The organism is Virgibacillus carmonensis (assembly GCF_057836705.1).
This window is the reverse complement of sequence record NZ_JBYQFJ010000002.1, coordinates 212,242-231,277: the sequence shown is the minus strand read 5'-3', so window position 1 is coordinate 231,277 and position 19,036 is coordinate 212,242. Positions and strand designations below refer to the sequence as shown.

The following is a 19,036-nucleotide window of genomic DNA, read 5'->3' as shown; positions in this document are numbered from 1 at the left end:
CAAAAAGGAAGAGGATCTTATGTTTGTTTATCTAAATGCATTGTTTGTTGGACTTTTACTTATTTCCAATATTTTAGGAGTCAAATTATTCAGTATCGGAGAATTTATATTACCAGCAGCGGTAGTTGTCTATGTGGCAACCTATTTAGTTACAGATGTTATTGGGGAAGTATATGGAGCAGATGCTGCAAGAAAAACCGTTCATGCTGGTTTTTTTACACAAGTCGTTGCGTTGGTATTTATCTATATCGCGATTCAGCTTCCGGCCGCACCCATTTTCGAGTCACAATCTGAGTTTGAAACCATTTTGGGCGGTAGTTTTAGAGTGATAGTGGCAAGTCTTATTTCGTACATTGCTAGTCAAAACTTAGATGTCACCATTTTCCATCGGTTGAAGGCGAAACATGGTGACAGGAAACTTTGGTTGCGGAACAATCTATCAACGATGACAAGTCAGCTGGTCGATACTACTCTATTTATCACAATTGCATTTTGGGGAATTGTCCCTACAAATATTTTGTTAGGTATGATAGCCACGCAATATGTTTTTAAACTTTGTATTGCCATAGTCGATACTCCTTTTGCCTATTTGTTGGTTAAAATGGCTAAACGGCCTGAAAAAAGTATGTAAGTCCAACCAATAAAGTACAACGTTATACTAACGTAACGTTGTACTTTTAATTTTATATTTCTTTCGGCAATACAATCCGTTTATACATCTGTACAGTTAACCAATAATAGATTCCATAGATTACGATGAAAAAACTGATTGGAAGCCAGATTTTGGTGTACGGTTCGACCAAAATAAACGAAAACATTTGCATACCTACTAATACGTGTACTAATCCAACCAAAGCCGGGAACAAGAATATAAGGAATAACTCCTTATAAATAGACCTGACTAAAAGAGATTTGCGCACACCAATTTTTCGTAGCATACTGTATCGATGGGTATCTGCTGTAGCGCTTGATAAGAGCTTAAACATGAGCACACTTGCCATCATCATGAGAAAGGCAACTCCAAGGAAAAACCCCATAAAAATTGTGCCACTAGCAATGCTTTTGAAAACGAGATAATTCGCTAGTTTACTCCCTGAACCTTGCAACTCATCCTGCATTCCCGCTAGTTTTTGTTGACGCTTTTCTATTTCTTTTATTTGCGGGATAGCATCTGTAAAATCCTCAACACGTACATTTAAGACCTTTGTTTCATCCATCGATAACTTTTGATAGTTTTCTTGATTATAAATAAAAATGGCACGCTCGCCGAACATCTGATAATTCGCTCGTAGCTCCGTTAATAATGCTGTTGCCCAGGGTTCAGGAATTGAATTTATTCCTTTAAGTCCACCAAGAACGTATTTTTCTTTTGGAATCGGGGTTGATATCCGCTTTGCCTCAGGTAATTCCATTGATTTTGAGTTAAACTGTTTGATTAAAGGCGGGTGCTCTACTAAATCCTTCTTCAGGAAATATACACTCCCATCATCGATTTTGTAATGATAGGCTTTTTCCTCCACAGTTTCCATTTCACTTACTAGTTTCATATCTGTTTCCGTTGGCTGGTGAATCGCTACGTCACTTGCATGGAACATCGACGCCTGAAGTTCGACATTATTGTAAAAAGATAGCCCTGCAGCCATGGCGCCAAGTCCAAGTGCTACAAGCATCGCTACGGTACCAAGGACCTTTGTTAACGCGTTAATTCGAAACCGTAATTGTGCAAATGTGAAGGAGTTAATCCCTTTTTCATTTAGCCGCCGAATTACTTTTAGTTTCTTCATTAGAAAAGGTAGTAGTGAAATGAACATCAAATAAGTTCCAATTGTAATGGTGATTGCTGCTAAAATTACCCCAAATTGCATGAGCTTGTCTATATTAATCATGGCATAATAGCCGACGCCGATAAGAATGATGGCAAAGATCACACCAATAATCGTCAAGCCACCTTTTACTTTTACGCTATCGTGTTTCTGGCCCGCATGAAGTAGATCTAACACAGATTTTCTAGCTATCTTCACTGCGTTTACAATCGATGTCAAGAGGAATAATGCTACATAAAAAATTACCGTTGTAACAATAGATGATAGATAAAAGGCTTGAAATCTTTCTCCTGAAAAGTCTAATTGGTTCATGATTAATGTTGCAATACCCTGTGCTAGACCAATCCCAATGACTAATCCAATGATCAAAGAAATAATTCCGATAAAAAAGGTTTCAAAAAACATGAGTTGTGTCACTTTATGCTTTTTGGCACCAAGTGTCATGTACATTCCCATTTCTTTTTGTCGCATCGAAAGCATAAATGAGGTGGCATAAAATATATAAAATAGTGTAATGGCAGCTAAAATAAAGCTTCCTACGTGAAAAATAAACATAATGGAAGCGATCATTGAGTTTGCTTCAAGAAATGCCTCGTTTTGTGCAAGTGTCTCAAACATATAAAAAATTGAAATGGAAATCGTTAGTCCAAACAACAGGACTAAATAGTCTTTAAACATTTTTTGCATACTGGCAAATGATAATTTTAGTAACATGTGATAATCTCCTTTCTATTCTATATCATGTGGGGAAGCGAATTCAGCAAGTACGTGAAGAATCTCCTGATGAAATTCATTTCTATTTCCAGCACGTCTAATTTCTTTATATAACGATCCATCCTGAATGAATAAAATACGCTCACAATAGCTTGCACTAAGTGGGTCATGGGTAACTAACATAATAGAGACATCATGGTTTGTATTTAAATGCACCATTGCTTTCATTAAGTCTTTGGCATTTTTCGAATCAAGTGCTCCAGTTGGTTCATCCGCCAAAATAATGGCAGGTTCATGCACCAATGCTCGAGCTGCGGCTGCCCGTTGCTTTTGTCCACCCGAAACGGTAATTGGATATTTATCCAAAATAGTTTGGATGCCTAGTTTTTCTGCTACCTTCATTACACTTGGTTTAATCTTTTTCGACTTAACGCCTTGCAGTGATAATGGAAGAGCAATATTTTCATAGATGGTGAGGTTTTCGAGTAAATTGAAGTCTTGAAAAATAAAACCTAATTGTTCGGAACGAAAGTCTGCGAGCTGTGCTTGTTTCATGGTAGTAATGCCAGTTCCAGCTATTTCAATTGTACCGCCTGTTGGTTTATCTAGTGTGGAAACAACATTTAAGAGTGTAGTTTTACCAGCACCCGAAGGCCCCATAATTCCTACAAATTCTCCTGCTTGTATATCAAATGAAACACCGTTTAATGCGTGAAACTGGTTTTCACTTTTCTTGCCGAACGTTTTACGAACGTTTTTTACGTTTACAACTGTGTTACTCATTTTTATTACCTCCTGTAAATTGATCTATTGCCAGTTTATCTATCTTGAGGGAAGTTTCCTATGTGTTTTCCTTACGAGAAGCTTACAGTTTTGTAAGGTATAGACACTGATGTTGCTAAATGAACAGGGGTGTGTACATATACCTATTTTAGCAATAATAATATAAATAGATTGACAGCGTTTTCAATTTACGATAAATTATATGTACAAGTTAATTTTCGTGGCCTGAGATTAGGAGACCCACACTTACAATGGTGCTTTCGTATGTAAAGTGCACTATTTGAGTGTGGGTCTTTTTATTTTAGGATTTACTTGTAGTAGCAAATGGGGAAACATATACTTAAAAGGAGTGCTAGTATGTCAGAGTCCGAGTTTTTAGCCGAATTAATTGGTACAATGATACTTATTATCTTTGGTGCTGGTGTTGTTGGTGGCGTAGTTTTAAAGAAATCGAAAGCGGAAGATTCTGGTTGGATCGTTATTACGATTGGGTGGGGTCTTGCTGTCACAATGGGTGTTTATGCAGTTGGTAGTTTTACAGGTGCACATATTAATCCTGCTGTAACGTTAGGCTTTGCGGCAGCTGGTGAGTTCCCTTGGTCCAAAGTGCCAATGTATATTAGTGCGCAAATCATTGGCGCCATTATTGGTGCTGGTATTGTCTTTTTAAATTATTTGCCACATTGGAAGGAAACAAAAGATCAAGCAGCAAAGCTAGGTGTGTTTGCTACAGACCCTGCTATCAGGAGTCCTTTTTCAAACTTAGTTAGTGAAATCATCGGTACATTTGTTCTTGTAATGGGGCTTATGTTTATCGGTGCGAATGAATTTACAGAGGGTTTAAATCCAATTATTGTTGGTGCATTGATCATCGCAATTGGAATGTCGCTGGGTGGAACAACTGGTTACGCGATTAATCCTGCGCGTGACCTGGGTCCGAGGATTGCGCATGCGATTCTTCCAATCCCAGGTAAAGGTGGATCAGATTGGAAGTACGCTTGGATTCCTGTAGTAGGGCCAATTCTTGGTGGTATATATGGTGCGTTGTTTTATAAGGCAATATTTATTGCTGAGTATTCTGTAGCATTCTGGTTATTAAGTGTCGTAATGGCAGTAATAGTAGTTGGTGCTGCAAGCTCTGAGCTTAAGAAGAAGGAAACAGTTGCTGATCAATTTGAAGAAAAAATAAGTTAAGGGAGAGGTTACGATGAGTAATCAATTTATTTTATCATTAGATCAAGGTACAACTAGTTCACGTGCAATTTTATTTAATCATGATGGGGAAATCGTTGAAACAGCGCAAAAGGAATTTGAGCAATTTTTTCCAAAGCCAGGCTGGGTCGAACACGATGCCAACGAAATATGGACATCTGTCCTTGCATGTATCGCGGAAGTATTGCGCAAAGCTGATATAGAACCAGACCAAATTGCTGGCATTGGTATTACCAATCAGCGTGAAACTACGGTTGTATGGGATAAACATACCGGAAAACCAATATACAAGGCGATTGTGTGGCAATCACGTCAAACTGAAGATATTTGTAAGAAACTTCGGGAGCAGGGTTATAATGATTTATTTAGAGAAAAAACAGGTCTGTTACTTGATCCGTATTTTTCAGGTACAAAAGTAAAATGGATACTTGATAACGTAGAAGGCGCTAGAGAAAAAGCCGATAATGGAGATTTATTATTTGGAACGATGGACACATGGCTTGTTCATAAGCTAACTGGTGGAAAAAAACATATTACAGAGTACTCGAATGCGTCTCGAACGCTGATGTTTAATATTTACGATCTAAAATGGGATGATGAATTGCTCGACATCTTAACGGTTCCAAAAAGTATGTTGCCAGAAGTACGTCAATCTTCCGAAGTATACGGCGAAACGGTAGATTATCATTTCTTTGGCCACGCGGTTCCGATTTCGGGTATAGCTGGAGATCAACAGGCAGCATTGTTTGGTCAAGCTTGTTTTGAGAAAGGTATGGCAAAAAACACGTATGGTACAGGCGGCTTCATGTTAATGAATACAGGCGAAAAAGGTGTAGCATCTGATAATGGTTTGTTGACCACATTGGCTTGGGGTGTTGATGGCAAAGTAGAGTATGCACTGGAAGGTAGTATTTTTGTATCCGGTTCAGCAATTCAATGGCTTCGTGATGGGTTAAGGATTATTAAAAACACGCCAGAAAGCGAAGATTATGCGTTGAAGGTGAAATCGACAGATGGTGTATATGTGGTACCTGCTTTTGTTGGACTAGGTACACCATACTGGGATAGTGATGCACGTGGTGCGGTCTTTGGATTAACCCGTGGAACAACGAAGGAACATTTTATTCGCGCAACGTTAGAATCGCTTGCTTATCAAACGAAAGATGTGCTGGATGCAATGATTGCGGATTCAGGTATTGATTTAAAAACATTGCGAGTTGATGGGGGAGCAGTTAAAAATAACTTCCTTATGCAATTCCAGAGTGATATTCTTGGAGTTCCAGTTGAACGTCCCGTTGTACAAGAAACAACGGCGCTCGGTGCAGCGTACTTAGCAGGACTTGCTGTTGGGTACTGGGAAAGTAAAGAAGAAATCGCTTCACAGTGGAAAAATGACCGTACGTTTACAAATGAATTAGATGAGGGAAAAAGTAATGAACTTTATGAAGGATGGAAAAAGGCGGTTGAAGCAACTAGAGTTTTTAAGTAAACCCTATTATCATTCACTACAAAAAAAAACTGGGCTAATTTGGCCCAGTTTTTGTTAAAATTCTTTGTTAAAACCTTCTTCATCTAAAAACTGTGTGGCCTGTTTATAGGAATGAAAAGATCCATCAAGATTTTGTCCTGCGTATACGTTCCACAATCCGTCTTCATAGACAAGTAATAAAGTCTGTTCATTCGCATTTAACCAGTGCTCCTCATCCGGAATTTCCTCAGCATTTGCTTCCGGTGAAAGGGACTTGATAGCTTGTTGGATAACGTCAATCAATTCACTTTCCGAGTAATCACGGACATTGGTCATCCCTTTATTATCTGTTTCAAAATTGCCTACATTTTTAGTATATACAAAACCGTTGCCATTTGGATGTAAGTGTTGAACGACGATTTTTTTATCCAAAGCGCTCTCTTCGTAATGAAAATTTACCCGTCCCATTGATATATCTTTTCGTTCCAGTTCGGGAAAATTGTTAATGATAGATAGTTTTTCTTCAAAAGTTAGCATAATTCCTCCGTTTACCATTGATTTGACTTGTAGTTAGTATAGCCTTATATCTCGGTTTCATAAAATGGAGACGATCGTTTACGATCAACTCTCGGCCGAGGACGAGCGACTTTTTTACGATTACGATCAACTCTCAGTCGGAGACGATCAACTTCCTTACGATTACGATCAACTTTATTCCACTAATCCAAGCGTTTTTAATCCGTTATAAATTCCTGAATTGGATACGGTTGTTGTACGTTTTTTTGCATAGGCAAACAAGTCTGGGTGGGCGTTACCCATGGCAAAACCCTCCCCGACGGTTTGAAGCATTTCTTTGTCATTCATGCCATCACCGAATGCAATCGCATCTTCTTTTCTACGGCCCAACTTTTTAAGGACAGTTTTGATTGCTTCACCTTTGTTGACGTTTTTTCGAATGACATCAAAGCAATTATTAATTCCGCCGACATTCACTGGTGATAGATACAAATTTTCATCTATGGAATAAAGGGCAAGATCATCATCGTCGATATTAATCAATGTCATACTTAAAATGTCATTTTTTATATCTGGCGTTATTTGATCATTTTCCTTTAGAAGAAATGCATTAATAAATGCCTTTGTAGCGCGTGAATCAGGTGCTGAGTAATAATTCTTTTCGCTTGTATAGACGACAATTTCATGGTCGTGTTTGTCAGCTGTCTCCAGGAAATGTTCAACGGTACTGGTATCCATCGGTTCATCTACTACTGTTTCATTTTGATAGATCGCAAATGCACCGTTATATCCAATAAAAGAATCAATCGATAGTTCTTCAGCCAAATCGTAAATTTCATGGAGTGGGCGCCCTGTGGAAAGAAAGACTTCCATACCCTGTTTTTTAACTTGTTCGATTGCATTTTTTGTAGAGTCCATAACAGTATGATCAGGTCGCAAAATAGTCCCATCTATATCTAAAAATAGTGTGTTGTATGTCATTGTTGATCTCCTTACCTTTTTTATTATCTTGTAATAGTACCATAATAGTCCACTTTTATCTAAAATGTGGATATATTGGTTGTATTATCATTAGAAAGATATGTGAGATGGTGTTGCATTTTTCTTCCTTTACAAACCACTAATCAGAGGCTATTATTAGTAGCAATTATCAGAATTGGGGAGTGAGAGATTTGCATAGGTTTGAACAGTCTGAGGCATTGAAACGTTTGCCAGAGCAATTTTTTGCGAAGCTTGTAAAAAAAGTGCAGCAACTGCAAAACGAGGGACACGACGTGATTAACTTGGGGCAGGGAAATCCAGATTTACCTTCACCCGATCATATTGTTGAGTCATTACAAAATGCTGCAGAAGATCCAATCAATCATAAATATTCACCGTTTCAGGGTTTCGGGTATGCTAAACAAGCGATGGCTGACTTTTACAAAAGGGAATATGGGGTTGAGGTCGATCCAGAAACGGAGGTGGCCATCATGTTTGGGGCTAAATCCGGCCTTGTTGAGCTGAGCCAATGCCTGCTAAATCCAGGTGATACGGCATTGTTACCTGATCCAGGTTACCCGGATTATATGTCAGGTATTGCACTTGCAGATGCAAAAACGGAAATGATGCCATTACTTGAGGATCATAATTTTTTACCTGATTATGGCCAGATTCGAGATGACGCATTGGACAGAGCGAAATTAATGTTTTTAAATTATCCAAATAACCCGACGTCAGCGACTGCTACAAAGGAATTCTTCGATGAAACTGTTGAGGTTGCAAAAAAACATGGTATCTGTGTGTTGCATGACTTTGCGTATGGTGCGATTGGGTTTGATGGGCAGAAGCCACAAAGTTTCTTGCAGTCAGAAGGGGCAAAGGACATTGGAATCGAGATGTACACCTTATCGAAAACATATAATATGGCTGGCTGGCGTGTTGCGTTTGCCGTTGGGAATAAGTCAGTAATTGAAAGCATAAATTTAATCCAGGATCATGTTCACGTTAGCTTGTTTGGTGGGATTCAACAAGCTGCAGCGACTGCACTGAACAGTGACCAGGAAGCGGTACAAAAATTAGTGTCGACATACGAAGAACGCCGAAATTGCTTTATCGAAAAGCTAAATGAAATCGGCTGGAAGGTTGAGGCGCCAAACGGAACATTTTTCGCTTGGTTACCAGTTCCAGAGGGCTATACCTCAGAAGAATTTGCAGACTTGCTACTAGAAAAAGCACATGTTGTTACAGCACCTGGAAATGGCTTTGGCCCGGCAGGAGAAGGATATGTGCGGATAGGATTGTTAGCTGATGAAAATCGACTGTCGGAAGCGGTACGTAGAATCGGAAAATTAAATCTTTTCCGAAAATAATTATTGACAAATATGAAAAACGGCTATATGATTAGTCTTATTAAAATTTTACAACTACATATCTTATCCAGAGTGACGGAGGGACTAGGCCCATTGATGTCACAGCAACCTTCCGTTTTGGAGTGGTGCTATTTCCTGCAGAATGATAGTTTACCATTCTGAAAGATAAGGATTGAATACAAACTCAACTCCCTCTTTCATTTTGGAAGAGGGTTTTTGTGTTCTTGAGAGGGAGAGGGGGGTAAGCGATGATTGAACTTCAAGATATTGAAAAGGTTTATCAAACGAAACATGAGAAAATTATCGGGGTTGACCGTGTATCACTGCAAGTGAAAAAGGGGGAGGTATACGGGATTGTTGGCTATAGTGGTGCTGGAAAAAGTACGTTGCTTCGCTGTATGAATATTTTGGAACGCCCTACATCAGGAAGCGTCTTGGTTGATGGGGTTAATCTACTAGCCTTGCCTCCGAAAGCGTTACGAACAGCACGACAATCAATCGGCATGATATTTCAAGGTTTCTATTTAGTCGCTTCTAAAACGGTGTTTGAAAATGTTGCGTTTGCGTTAAAGGCAGCTGGGCTGAGTAAAGATGCCCGAAAAGATAGAGTAGTAGAGTTGTTGGATTTAGTAGGTTTAACCGACAAGATCAATCATTATCCAGCGCAGTTAAGCGGGGGGCAAAAGCAACGCGTTAGTATCGCAAGAGCTCTTGCAAATAATCCGAAAGTACTGTTGTGTGATGAGGCCACATCAGCGCTTGATCCTAGTACAACAAAGTCCATTCTGGCATTATTGAAACAGATTAATGTAGAGCTCGGTATCACGATAGTCGTGATCACACATGAGATGGAAGTTGTCAAAGAAATTTGTCACCGATGTGCCGTAATGCAGGATGGGAGGATTGTTGAGGAAGGTGCTGTTTATGATATTTTTTCCGATCCAAAAGAAGGGCTAACGAAAAAGTTTATTCAAACTGTACTGCAATTTTCATTACCTGATAAATTGTTAGCAAGATGTAAAGGTACATTGATTAAGCTTCAATTTCGAGGAGAGCTCGCAAAAGAAGCAATTGTATCTGATATGCTTCAAGGATATCGGGTTAGCGGAAACATTTTACATGGAAAAGTTGAATACATTCAGGATGCGCCGCTCGGAATTTTTGTCATGGAGTTAAATGGTGATAGAGATGAAGTGGAAAAAGCAATTACTTATCTGATGAATCGCGTGAAACAGGTGGAGGTGATTCAGCATGGAGTTTAGTCGTCTAATCGATATTTTGCCAGAACTTAATTTGGCATTCTTTCAAACGTTGTACATGGTTGGTGTAGCGTTAGTGATTGCTATCGTAATCGGACTACCACTTGGAATAGTATTGTATGTCACAGATCGAGGGCTATTTTTGGAAAATAAAGTGGTAAAAAGCATCGCTGGGGTAGTGACCAATCTAATTCGTTCGGTACCATTTATTATTTTACTAGTTTTCTTATTGCCTTTTACGAACTACATATTAGGTACGACAATTGGACCCACCGCTGCTGCAGTCCCATTATCAGTTGCTGCTATCCCATTTTTTGCAAGAATAGTGGAGTCTGCTGCGCGTGAAATTGATAAAGGTGTGATTGAAGCGGCAATTTCTGTTGGCGCTTCGCCGTGGATGATTATTAAAGATATTATTCTACCTGAAGCTAAGCCTGGAATTATTAGTGGATTAACGATTACGACGATCAGTTTAATCGGGTATTCCGCAATGGCAGGCACAATCGGTGGCGGTGGTATTGGTGATCTAGCGATTCGATATGGCTATTACCGCTACGATGATATGGTGATGTACACGACTGTAATTGTATTGATTGTGCTGGTGCAAGTTATTCAATACACTGGTGATTTCATTGCAAGAGCAGTTAATAAACGATAATAAGGAGGATTTTACTATGAAAAAGGGATTAGGTCTAATTTTTACGTTAGTTATTTTATTGGTGCTGACGTCTTGTGGTTCTGGAGGGGCATCTGGTGAATCAAAAGATGACAAGACAATTACATTTGGTGCAACGGTTGGCCCTTACAGTGACATGGTAACTACAGCATTAAAGCCATTACTTGAGGAAAAAGGATATACAGTTAAAAATGTTGAGTTCAGTGATTACATTCAACCAAACAAAGCTTTGGATAACGGAGATTTGGATGCGAACTTATTTCAGCATAAGATATATTACGAAGCATTTGAGAAAGAGCATGGCATGGATTTGTCTGAGATAAAAATTGTTCCAACAGCTCCAATGGGTGTGTATTCTACTAAATTTGATTCGTTAGAGGACATAGAAGACGGAAGCACAATTACGATTGCGAATGATCCAACAAATTTAGCTAGAACATTGATTATGTTACAGGATGCAGGTCTTGTTACGATTAAGGATGATATTGATCCATTACGTGCGACGGTTGATGACGTGGTGGATAACCCGAAAAATCTAACATTCCAACAAGTGGAAGCTGGACAACTGCCACGAACAGTGGAGAGTGAAGATTTGGCTGCAGTCCCAGGAAATTATGCGCTAGCAGCAGATCTAGATTTATTGGATGCCTTGGTCCTAGAAAATATGCCTGATGACTACCGCAACCGAGTGGTTGTTAATACAAAAGATTTAGAAACAGAATGGGCAAAGGATATTAAAGAGGTAATTGAATCTCCGGAGTTCGAAAAAATAATCGATGAAGAGTTTAAAGGATTTGGCAAACCAGAGTGGATGAAGTAATTGATTCTGTCATGTATAATGTGAATAGCTTTAAACAGAGAGGATAGTTTGACATGACAATAGATGGAAGATATCGGGAACAGGTACAACCTGGACTTGAGGTTGATATTGTATTGAAAAAAGACCAACGTACTGGTCAACTGACCCATGGCGTTGTAAAAGATTTATTGACGAAGTCATCCTATCATCCACACGGCATCAAGGTTCGTCTTGAGGATGGGCAAGTTGGTCGCGTAAGTAATGGGAAGTAAATAACCGCTAACCTCTGATATAAGGAGGTAGCGGTTATTTTTTTATAGTAAAGAAAGTATAAACGAAAATCTGTCTAGCTTCAGCACCTAGACCCTCGAGACATAAGCAGTTCGCTTCTGCGCGAGGAAACCCATCCACACTGCGCCGCTCTGCTTATGCTTGTCGTGTCTTTCAAGGCGCCCTGAGCTTTTCTTATAGTGACTGATCATCTACTGAATCAAGCCACTCTTCAATCGTGTCTACTACAGATTCAACCGTTCCTTCTGTAAACGGTGATCGTAGGTTGGCTGATTCAACCAGCCCTAAAAATGCTTTTTGTCCACCTAGCTGACAAAGTTTAATGTAGTCATTCCACGCTTCCTTGTGATCTTCTTGTGCGCGTTTCCAGAACTGGAAAGCACAAATTTGAGCGAGTGTGTAGTCAATGTAATAAAACGGTACATCGTAAATATGACCTTGACGTTGCCAAAACCTTCCTGATTCTAGATAGTCATTTCCATCATAATCACGGTGTGGCAAATAGGTTTTTTCAAGCTTCTTCCATGCTTGGTTTCGGTCTTCTGGAGTCCATTCGGGATTTTCATAAACAAGATGTTGGAATTCATCTACCGCGACGCCATATGGTAAAAACTGTAAACCGTCTGCCAAATGGGAGTATTTATACTTCTCGGTATCATCTTGGAAGAATAATTCCATCCATGGCCATGTGAAAAATTCCATGCTCATCGAGTGAATTTCTGCTGCTTCATGCGTCGGAAATCCGTATTCAGGGATACCAATATGCCGGCTCTCATAAACCTGGAATGCATGACCGGCTTCGTGTGTCAGAACATCTATATCACCGGATGTTCCATTAAAATTTGCAAAAATAAATGGTGACTGGTAATCATCAATAAATGTGCAGTATCCACCAGCTTCTTTTCCTTTTTTTGCTTCAAGATCCATTAAATTACGATCCAGCATATAATGGAAGAATTCATTCGTTTCTGGCGACAATTCTTCATACATTTTCTTGCCATTTTCAATAATCCATTCAGGCGTGCCTTTAGGATTAGCATTTCCGGACTCAAATTTGAATGATTCATCATAGTTTTTTAAGGAATCCACGCCAATTCGTACAGCTTGTTTTTCATATAGCTTGGTTACAAGAGGTACGATCGAATCTTTAACTTGTTTACGGAAAATAGTAACCATCTCTGCATTATAATCGATACGAAGCATGCGGATATACCCAAGTTCCACAAAGTTTTTATAACCGAGTGTGGTTGCGATTTCATGGCGTGTTTTCACAAGTTGATCGTAAATGTCATCAAATTTATCGGAATGCTGTGCAAAAAAACCTGAGCTCGCTTCAGTTGCCTTTTTACGTGTCTCACGATCCTTGTCCTGTGCATATGGTCCAAGCTGTGCGAGTGTTAACGTTTTTCCTTGGAAAGCAACTTCAGCTGAAGCAACTAGCTTCGAGTACTCAGATGTTAACTTATTTTCTTTTTGCAGCAGCTTGATCACTTTAGGGTCAAATGACTTAATTTCGAAGTCTGCTATTTCGAATAGTTGCTCGCCCCATTGTTTTTCCAGATCCTCGCGATAAGTGGATGCAACTAATTCTTTGTAAAAATCTGTATTTAATGATTTGATTTCTGGCTCAATGTCATCAAAGAATTCACGTTCTTTTTGATAAAACGCATCGTTTGTATCAATGGATGCTCGGATATAAACAAGGTTGAAAAGTGTTGATAATCTGTTGCGGAATTTGTTAATTCCGTTGATTGCATCGTTTGCTTCCTCGGTTGTAGAAGCGTTTTTAAAGGTGTTAAGCAAATCAGCGAACGCACTTTTTTCTTTTTCTAGATTTGGACGTTCGTATGTATAGTTTTCAAATGTCTGCATAGAGACCCTCCTCGTATACGTTTTCTTATTCGACAAAAAAGATGGGATTCCTGCTTTTTGAGGCTGTTTAGAAATGTAATTTAGGATACTTTTGTTATAATGTAGATAATCGTTTTTTTACATATGATACATGATTTTTTTATGAAAGGTGATTGCAATGAAACCAAAATTCCAGTTAACAAAAGAACAGAAGGATGACATGAGTGATATAATTAAGAGATACTTTGAAAAGGAACGTGGAGAGGACATAGGAAATCTAGCCTCTCTATTAATCGTGGATTTTTTCATTGAGGAGCTTGCGCCATTATTTTATAACATTGGGGTAGAAGATTGTCATGCATATATGTCCAACAAGTTAGATGATTTATTTGAAATTCAAAAACAGCATAAAATCACGAAATTTAACATACAAGAATAGTGTGGTTTATAAATCATCAAGTCTGGGTAATTTATAATATATGCATATAGGTTACTGCCAAATGAAAGGATGATTGACATGCTTCGAACAATTTTAATGGTTGTTGGTGCTATTGTAGTAATTGGCTGGATTATTTCAATATTATAAAAGTATAGTAATAAGAGTGGAAACCACCCAATATACTGAGTGGTTTCCTGTTTTGTAAGGAAATACATATTTCGTTTCCCTGTTTAGAAAATACTAGTTATCAATTGAAGGAGAAAAAATTTGTTATGAAAATTGTTATCGCACCAGACTCATATAAAGGAAGTATGTCCTCATCACAGGTGGCGGAAGTGATGCGGAATGCAGTATTGTCCGTCGCACCTCACAGTGAGGTAGTCATGAAACCAATGGCTGATGGTGGTGAAGGTACATTGGACGCCTTACTTGCTTCGTCTGGTGGAGAGCGAATTTCGGTAAGCTGTACAGGTCCCCTTGGAGAGATAGGTCGTACATCGTATGGAATAGTAAATGGAAAAACTGCAATTATTGAATATGCAAATATTGCGGGGTTAACAATGGTTCCGGCCGATCAACGTAATCCTGATTTTACCACGTCAAGAGGTGTTGGTGAGGTAATACTTGCTGCACTTGAACGAGGATGTACGTCTATTATTCTCGGGCTAGGAGGAAGTGCAACAAACGATGGTGGACTAGGTCTGCTGCTAGCGCTTGGCATGAAAGCCTGGGATGCTAATGGAAATGCAGTGGAAGGATTAGGACAGGATTTATGCAGGATTGAAAAGGTTAGTTTTGCTGAAGTGGATAAAAGGCTCGCATCTATTGACATTAAAGTTGGATGTGATGTAGATAATCCATTGTGTGGAGAAAATGGAGCCAGCTTCATATATGGACCACAAAAAGGCGCGACTAATGAACAAATTATTCAATATGATCAAGCAATGTACAAGTATGGCAGGCTTATTGAGAAAGAGATGGAACAACGGGTGATGGATAGGGCTGGAGTGGGAGCTGCAGGGGGAGTTGGATTTGCCTTGTTCGTTTTAGGTGGCCAACTTGTTTCTGGGGCAAAGCTGATAGCTGATGCTGGGCACTTGGATGAATCAGTTAAGTTCGCAGATTTAGTATTGACTGGTGAAGGACAAGGGGATGAACAGACACTTTCTGGTAAAGCACCAGGTTATGTAGCCATGCTGGCACAAAATTATGGTGTACCAATTGTATTAATTTGTGGTAGCTTATCTGGTGATTTAGATGCATTACGGAGCCAATTCATTGGTTGTTTTTCTATTATTAACAGACCATTAACACTTGAAGCAAGTATCGAGAACGCTGAGGAATTACTTTTTGACCAGACAAAATCAGTCATTCACTTTATGCTGGCAATTTGAAAAGGGGGGAGTAGGTATGGTCATTAAAAATGGTGCAACATTAAGTAAGGACTATTTCCGATCCTATTTTAAGTTACGAATGAATACACAAGGATGCTCGCTTGATGAAGCGCGGGATCAAACGTATGAGGAATTTTTTGGTGAAAACGAAGAGCGATTCGGAAAGGCAACATACGCGCATTTTTTAGAAGCATATGAGGAAATGAATAACCAATAGTTAAAATAAGCTTGTAAATAGAAAGGCTTAACGGTGCGACTAACACCATTCAGCCTAGTCTCACCTTTATTTTGAGATAAATTTGTTTCCTTTTACATAGAAACGCCAAGGATAATTTACAGCTTCACCAGAATTATGAATACCGATTCGTGGTCCAGCTGTAATGTACGCCTCATCTATCTGCTGCCCTTCCGTAATTTGAAGTGGAGCTTTATCTAGTGGATGACCATAGTCAGACATGGTGATACCAAGTGCTTTAGTTAACTTTCCTGGCCCATTTGTCCATTGGCATTGATTCTTTGCTTTTGGCCTTCTTTCAGCCATTAATTCATGCCCCGTAACTGGTTCAACCGCTCTAATCAGTATTGCTTCAGGTCGATCGACCACGCCACTGACTACGTTAACAAGGCAATGTGTATGCATGGAATACGTATACGTGTTACCAGGTTCGCCAAACATAATCTCGGTACGTTTGGTGCGCCGATTGCCAAAGCTGTGTGCTGCTCGGTCATCTGGTCCCATGTATGCCTCTGTTTCCACTATAATACCAGATGCTGTACCTTCTGGTGTTTCTTTGATAAGTATGCATCCGAGTAGTGCTTTTGCAAGGTCAAGTGTTGGTTGGTGATAAAATTCTTTAGCAAGTGGTGAGAACATGTTATCCTCCCTTTTTGTATGAGTGTATCATATCATATAATTCCGCAAAAAAAGGCTAACCTATAGTCAGCCTATTATTGCAGTTTGTTTAAAAATTGCTTCGTTCTATCTTGTTTTGGGTTATCGAATATGTCGTTTGGTTTTCCTCGTTCTATAATTACACCGTCATCCATGAATAGTACCTCATCAGCCGCTTCTTTAGCAAATTTCATTTCATGACTGACAACTACCATGGTCATACCTTCTTCAGCCAAATCCTGCATGACCTTTAGAACCTCACCAACTAGCTCTGGGTCTAGTGCAGATGTAGGTTCGTCGAATAAAATAAGCTGTGGATCCATTGCTAGTGCACGCGCAATTCCGACACGTTGTTGTTGTCCACCTGATAGTTGGTAAGGATACACGTCAATTTTTTCACCTAGTCCTACTTTAGTCAAAAGTTCATGGGCTATTTTTCGTGCTTGGCCTTTTTTCATTTTTTTAACCGTAACGAGTCCTTCCATCACGTTTTCCGTAGCAGTGAAATGAGGAAATAGGTTGTGTGTTTGAAAAACCATACCTGTCTGTTTCCGCAATTCTCGTATTTCTCTTTTTTTCGTGTTGGTCTGAAAATCTACCTTTTTATTGTTGATCGTGATAATTCCTTTATTCGGTGTTTCTAATGCATTTAAGCAGCGAAGAAAAGTAGTTTTCCCTGACCCTGAAGGACCAATCATGACAATGACTTTTCCTTTTTCAAGGCTTAAATCAAGTCCTTTTAGTACCTCCAGTTCGCCAAATTGAATGTGTAAATCAGTAACAGATAACATGATAACCTCCTATTTTGCGATATAGCGATCTAATTTTCGTTCGATTCGTCCTTGGGCAAAAGAGAGAACCATACATATCACCCAATAAATTAGCGCTGCTTCTGAATAGACAAGCAAAAATTCATAGTTTTGGGCAGCGATTTCCTGTGCTTTGCGAAACATTTCCGCCACGATTATCGTAGACGCAAGCGATGTATCTTTTACCAGGCTAATAAACGAATTGGATAACGGTGGTATAGAAACACGGGTTGCCTGTGGCAAAATGACGCGTCGTAATGCCTGCGTATACGTCATGCTGATAGAAAACCCAGCCTCCCACTGCCCTTTTGGAATAGACAAAAGGGCTGCACGGATGATTTCAGAACCATATGCCCCAACGCTTAAAGAAAATCCTATGATTGCAGCAGTAAAGGAATCAATGGTAATACCGATACTTGGCAAACCGAAAAATATAATAAATAATTGCACAAGTAGAGGCGTTCCTCTTAAAATGGAGACATAAAAACGGGCAATCCATTCTAACGGTTTGATGCCTGACAAGCGTGCTAGTGCAGTTAATACAGCTAGAATGAGTCCAATAACAAATGTGATTAAGGCTAACGGAATAGTATAGATTAAAGCTCCCTGGATCAAAGGCCAAAGGGAGCTTATAAAGATATCTAGGTATTCCTGTTGCATTTCTGGACTTGTGAAAATATTATTTAGATACATCTTCGCCAAACCATTTTTTCGAAATTTCTAGGTAAGTGCCATCTTCTTTCATGTCAGCCAGTGCCTTATTGACAGCCTTAATCAATTCGTCACTGCCCTTACGGAATGCAAGTGCATTTTGGGATGCATCATCTGCGCGGTCAACAATTTTAACTGGTGCATCTTTTTGTGTGTTCAAAAAGTCTAAAACAGATAAACGATCATTAATTGTTGCTTTGACACGTTTAGATGAGATCAGTTGCATTGCCTCTTTAAACCCATCAACAGAAGTTATATCGGCACCATATTTTTTTGCGATATCTGCATAGTTACTGGTTAATGATTGTGCAGACGCGACGCCTTTAATATCTTCAAAGCTTTTAATTTCAGTGTTGTCCTTATGTGTTACAAGTACTGCAGATGATTGAATGTATGGATCTGAGAACGCATATTTTTCCAAACGTTCTGGTGTCATACCAACTTGGTTCGCAATTACATCAAAACGCTCTGAATTTAATCCTGCAAACATGGAATCCCACTTTGTTTCTTTAAAAACAGCTTCTACGCCAATACGATCGGCCATCTCGCGAGCAATTTCTACGTCAAAACCGGTAAGGTCGCCTTCTTCATTATGGAAAGTAAACGGTGGATAGGTACCTTCTGTTCCGATAAGAATTTCACCTTTCTCCTGGATGCTTTCATACAAATTTTTGCTATCTGATTCTGAACTGCTGTCACCATTGCCCGTATTTTCTTCATTTGAGCCACAAGCAGCAAGAAAAAGGATAAAGATTAGTGCAATAAACGTGCTTAAGATTCCTTTTTTCATGATTATTTCCTCCTTTATGTTAATTCCAAGTACACTTATATGAATTAATGCCTTTAACATCTTAATTTATAGGCTATAAATAGTCAAGAGTTGAAGCTTACGTTTTAGTACTATGCAACAGGTCAGTGATAACTATTCAATGTGTGGGATGATTGAAGAGGTCGAATAGTTGAAAAAACCTGATAAAATTTAAATTATCCCGATAAATGATTGGAAATCCTGATAAAATTAAAAAAATCCTGATAAACTCACTCGCTA

General features: G+C 39.1%; 20 protein-coding genes and 1 riboswitch. Of the genes, 11 read left to right on the top strand and 9 right to left on the bottom strand.

The window, feature by feature from the left end; genetic code table 11:
* Positions 1-19 precede the first annotated feature (19 nt).
* Entirely contained in the window at positions 20-631 is a 612-nt protein-coding gene (locus tag AC3G7N_RS02415) for a queuosine precursor transporter (RefSeq protein WP_489420540.1), read from the top strand.
* Between the two features lie 52 nt (positions 632-683).
* Here AC3G7N_RS02415 and AC3G7N_RS02410 read toward each other — a convergent pair whose 3' ends face one another.
* Positions 684-2,537 (bottom strand): FtsX-like permease family protein, encoded by a 1,854-nt coding sequence (locus AC3G7N_RS02410; RefSeq protein ID WP_489420539.1) that lies wholly within the window; start codon positions 2,535-2,537, stop codon positions 684-686.
* Between the two features lie 15 nt (positions 2,538-2,552).
* Complete coding sequence (locus AC3G7N_RS02405) at positions 2,553-3,320, bottom strand: ABC transporter ATP-binding protein (RefSeq protein ID WP_489420538.1); 768 nt, start codon at positions 3,318-3,320, stop codon at positions 2,553-2,555.
* A gap of 357 nt (positions 3,321-3,677) precedes the next feature.
* Between AC3G7N_RS02405 and AC3G7N_RS02400 the strand changes: the two genes are divergently transcribed.
* A complete protein-coding gene (locus AC3G7N_RS02400; protein ID WP_489420537.1) occupies positions 3,678-4,514 on the top strand; it encodes an MIP/aquaporin family protein in 837 nt (278 codons plus the stop codon).
* Between the two features lie 13 nt (positions 4,515-4,527).
* Complete coding sequence (gene glpK, locus AC3G7N_RS02395) at positions 4,528-6,021, top strand: glycerol kinase GlpK (protein WP_489420536.1); 1,494 nt, start codon at positions 4,528-4,530, stop codon at positions 6,019-6,021.
* Between the two features lie 54 nt (positions 6,022-6,075).
* Here glpK and AC3G7N_RS02390 read toward each other — a convergent pair whose 3' ends face one another.
* Complete coding sequence (locus AC3G7N_RS02390) at positions 6,076-6,537, bottom strand: hypothetical protein (RefSeq protein ID WP_489420594.1); 462 nt, start codon at positions 6,535-6,537, stop codon at positions 6,076-6,078.
* A 174-nt stretch (positions 6,538-6,711) separates the two neighbouring features.
* Complete coding sequence (locus tag AC3G7N_RS02385) at positions 6,712-7,497, bottom strand: Cof-type HAD-IIB family hydrolase (protein ID WP_489420535.1); 786 nt, start codon at positions 7,495-7,497, stop codon at positions 6,712-6,714.
* A gap of 191 nt (positions 7,498-7,688) precedes the next feature.
* Between AC3G7N_RS02385 and AC3G7N_RS02380 the strand changes: the two genes are divergently transcribed.
* The 5 genes from AC3G7N_RS02380 (at position 7,689) to AC3G7N_RS02360 (ending at position 11,873) form a co-directional block, all read left to right on the top strand.
* Positions 7,689-8,867 carry a pyridoxal phosphate-dependent aminotransferase gene (locus AC3G7N_RS02380; protein WP_489420534.1) on the top strand — a complete coding sequence of 393 codons (1,179 nt, stop codon included), beginning with the start codon at positions 7,689-7,691 and terminating at the stop codon, positions 8,865-8,867.
* Positions 8,868-8,927: 60 nt separating this feature from the next.
* Positions 8,928-9,039: riboswitch (SAM riboswitch) on the top strand.
* 76 nt (positions 9,040-9,115) lie between these two features.
* On the top strand, positions 9,116-10,129 hold the full coding sequence (locus AC3G7N_RS02375) for a methionine ABC transporter ATP-binding protein (RefSeq protein ID WP_489420533.1): 1,014 nt from the start codon (positions 9,116-9,118) through the stop codon (positions 10,127-10,129).
* Positions 10,119-10,784: a methionine ABC transporter permease gene (locus AC3G7N_RS02370; protein WP_489420532.1), complete on the top strand. Its 666-nt coding sequence runs from the start codon at positions 10,119-10,121 to the stop codon at positions 10,782-10,784. Before AC3G7N_RS02375 ends, AC3G7N_RS02370 begins: the two co-directional genes overlap by 11 nt.
* A 16-nt stretch (positions 10,785-10,800) precedes the next feature.
* Positions 10,801-11,622: a MetQ/NlpA family ABC transporter substrate-binding protein gene (locus AC3G7N_RS02365; protein ID WP_489420531.1), complete on the top strand. Its 822-nt coding sequence runs from the start codon at positions 10,801-10,803 to the stop codon at positions 11,620-11,622.
* 53 nt (positions 11,623-11,675) lie between these two features.
* On the top strand, positions 11,676-11,873 hold the full coding sequence (locus AC3G7N_RS02360; protein ID WP_489420530.1) for a YwbE family protein: 198 nt from the start codon (positions 11,676-11,678) through the stop codon (positions 11,871-11,873).
* Between the two features lie 193 nt (positions 11,874-12,066).
* Here AC3G7N_RS02360 and AC3G7N_RS02355 read toward each other — a convergent pair whose 3' ends face one another.
* Entirely contained in the window at positions 12,067-13,764 is a 1,698-nt protein-coding gene (locus tag AC3G7N_RS02355) for a M3 family oligoendopeptidase (RefSeq protein WP_489420529.1), read from the bottom strand.
* Between the two features lie 157 nt (positions 13,765-13,921).
* Between AC3G7N_RS02355 and AC3G7N_RS02350 the strand changes: the two genes are divergently transcribed.
* The 3 genes from AC3G7N_RS02350 (at position 13,922) to AC3G7N_RS02340 (ending at position 15,793) form a co-directional block, all read left to right on the top strand.
* The gene (locus AC3G7N_RS02350; RefSeq protein WP_489420528.1) at positions 13,922-14,182 is read left to right on the top strand and encodes a DUF2164 domain-containing protein; all 261 of its coding nucleotides are present in this window, start codon (positions 13,922-13,924) and stop codon (positions 14,180-14,182) included.
* Positions 14,183-14,454: 272 nt separating this feature from the next.
* Entirely contained in the window at positions 14,455-15,576 is a 1,122-nt protein-coding gene (locus tag AC3G7N_RS02345) for a glycerate kinase (RefSeq protein ID WP_489420527.1), read from the top strand.
* 16 nt (positions 15,577-15,592) lie between these two features.
* Positions 15,593-15,793 carry a hypothetical protein gene (locus AC3G7N_RS02340; protein WP_489420526.1) on the top strand — a complete coding sequence of 67 codons (201 nt, stop codon included), beginning with the start codon at positions 15,593-15,595 and terminating at the stop codon, positions 15,791-15,793.
* A gap of 66 nt (positions 15,794-15,859) precedes the next feature.
* On the opposite strand, the gene AC3G7N_RS02335 is transcribed toward AC3G7N_RS02340, so the two are convergent.
* The 4 genes from AC3G7N_RS02335 to AC3G7N_RS02320 form a co-directional block, all read right to left on the bottom strand.
* Positions 15,860-16,450 (bottom strand): DNA-3-methyladenine glycosylase, encoded by a 591-nt coding sequence (locus AC3G7N_RS02335; RefSeq protein WP_489420525.1) that lies wholly within the window; start codon positions 16,448-16,450, stop codon positions 15,860-15,862.
* A gap of 74 nt (positions 16,451-16,524) precedes the next feature.
* The gene (locus tag AC3G7N_RS02330; protein WP_489420524.1) at positions 16,525-17,259 is read right to left on the bottom strand and encodes an amino acid ABC transporter ATP-binding protein; all 735 of its coding nucleotides are present in this window, start codon (positions 17,257-17,259) and stop codon (positions 16,525-16,527) included.
* A 9-nt stretch (positions 17,260-17,268) separates the two neighbouring features.
* A complete protein-coding gene (locus AC3G7N_RS02325; RefSeq protein WP_489420593.1) occupies positions 17,269-17,970 on the bottom strand; it encodes an amino acid ABC transporter permease in 702 nt (233 codons plus the stop codon).
* On the bottom strand, positions 17,957-18,778 hold the full coding sequence (locus tag AC3G7N_RS02320) for an amino acid ABC transporter substrate-binding protein (protein ID WP_489420523.1): 822 nt from the start codon (positions 18,776-18,778) through the stop codon (positions 17,957-17,959). The genes AC3G7N_RS02325 and AC3G7N_RS02320 overlap by 14 nt, the downstream gene beginning before the upstream one ends.
* Positions 18,779-19,036: the final 258 nt, after the last annotated feature.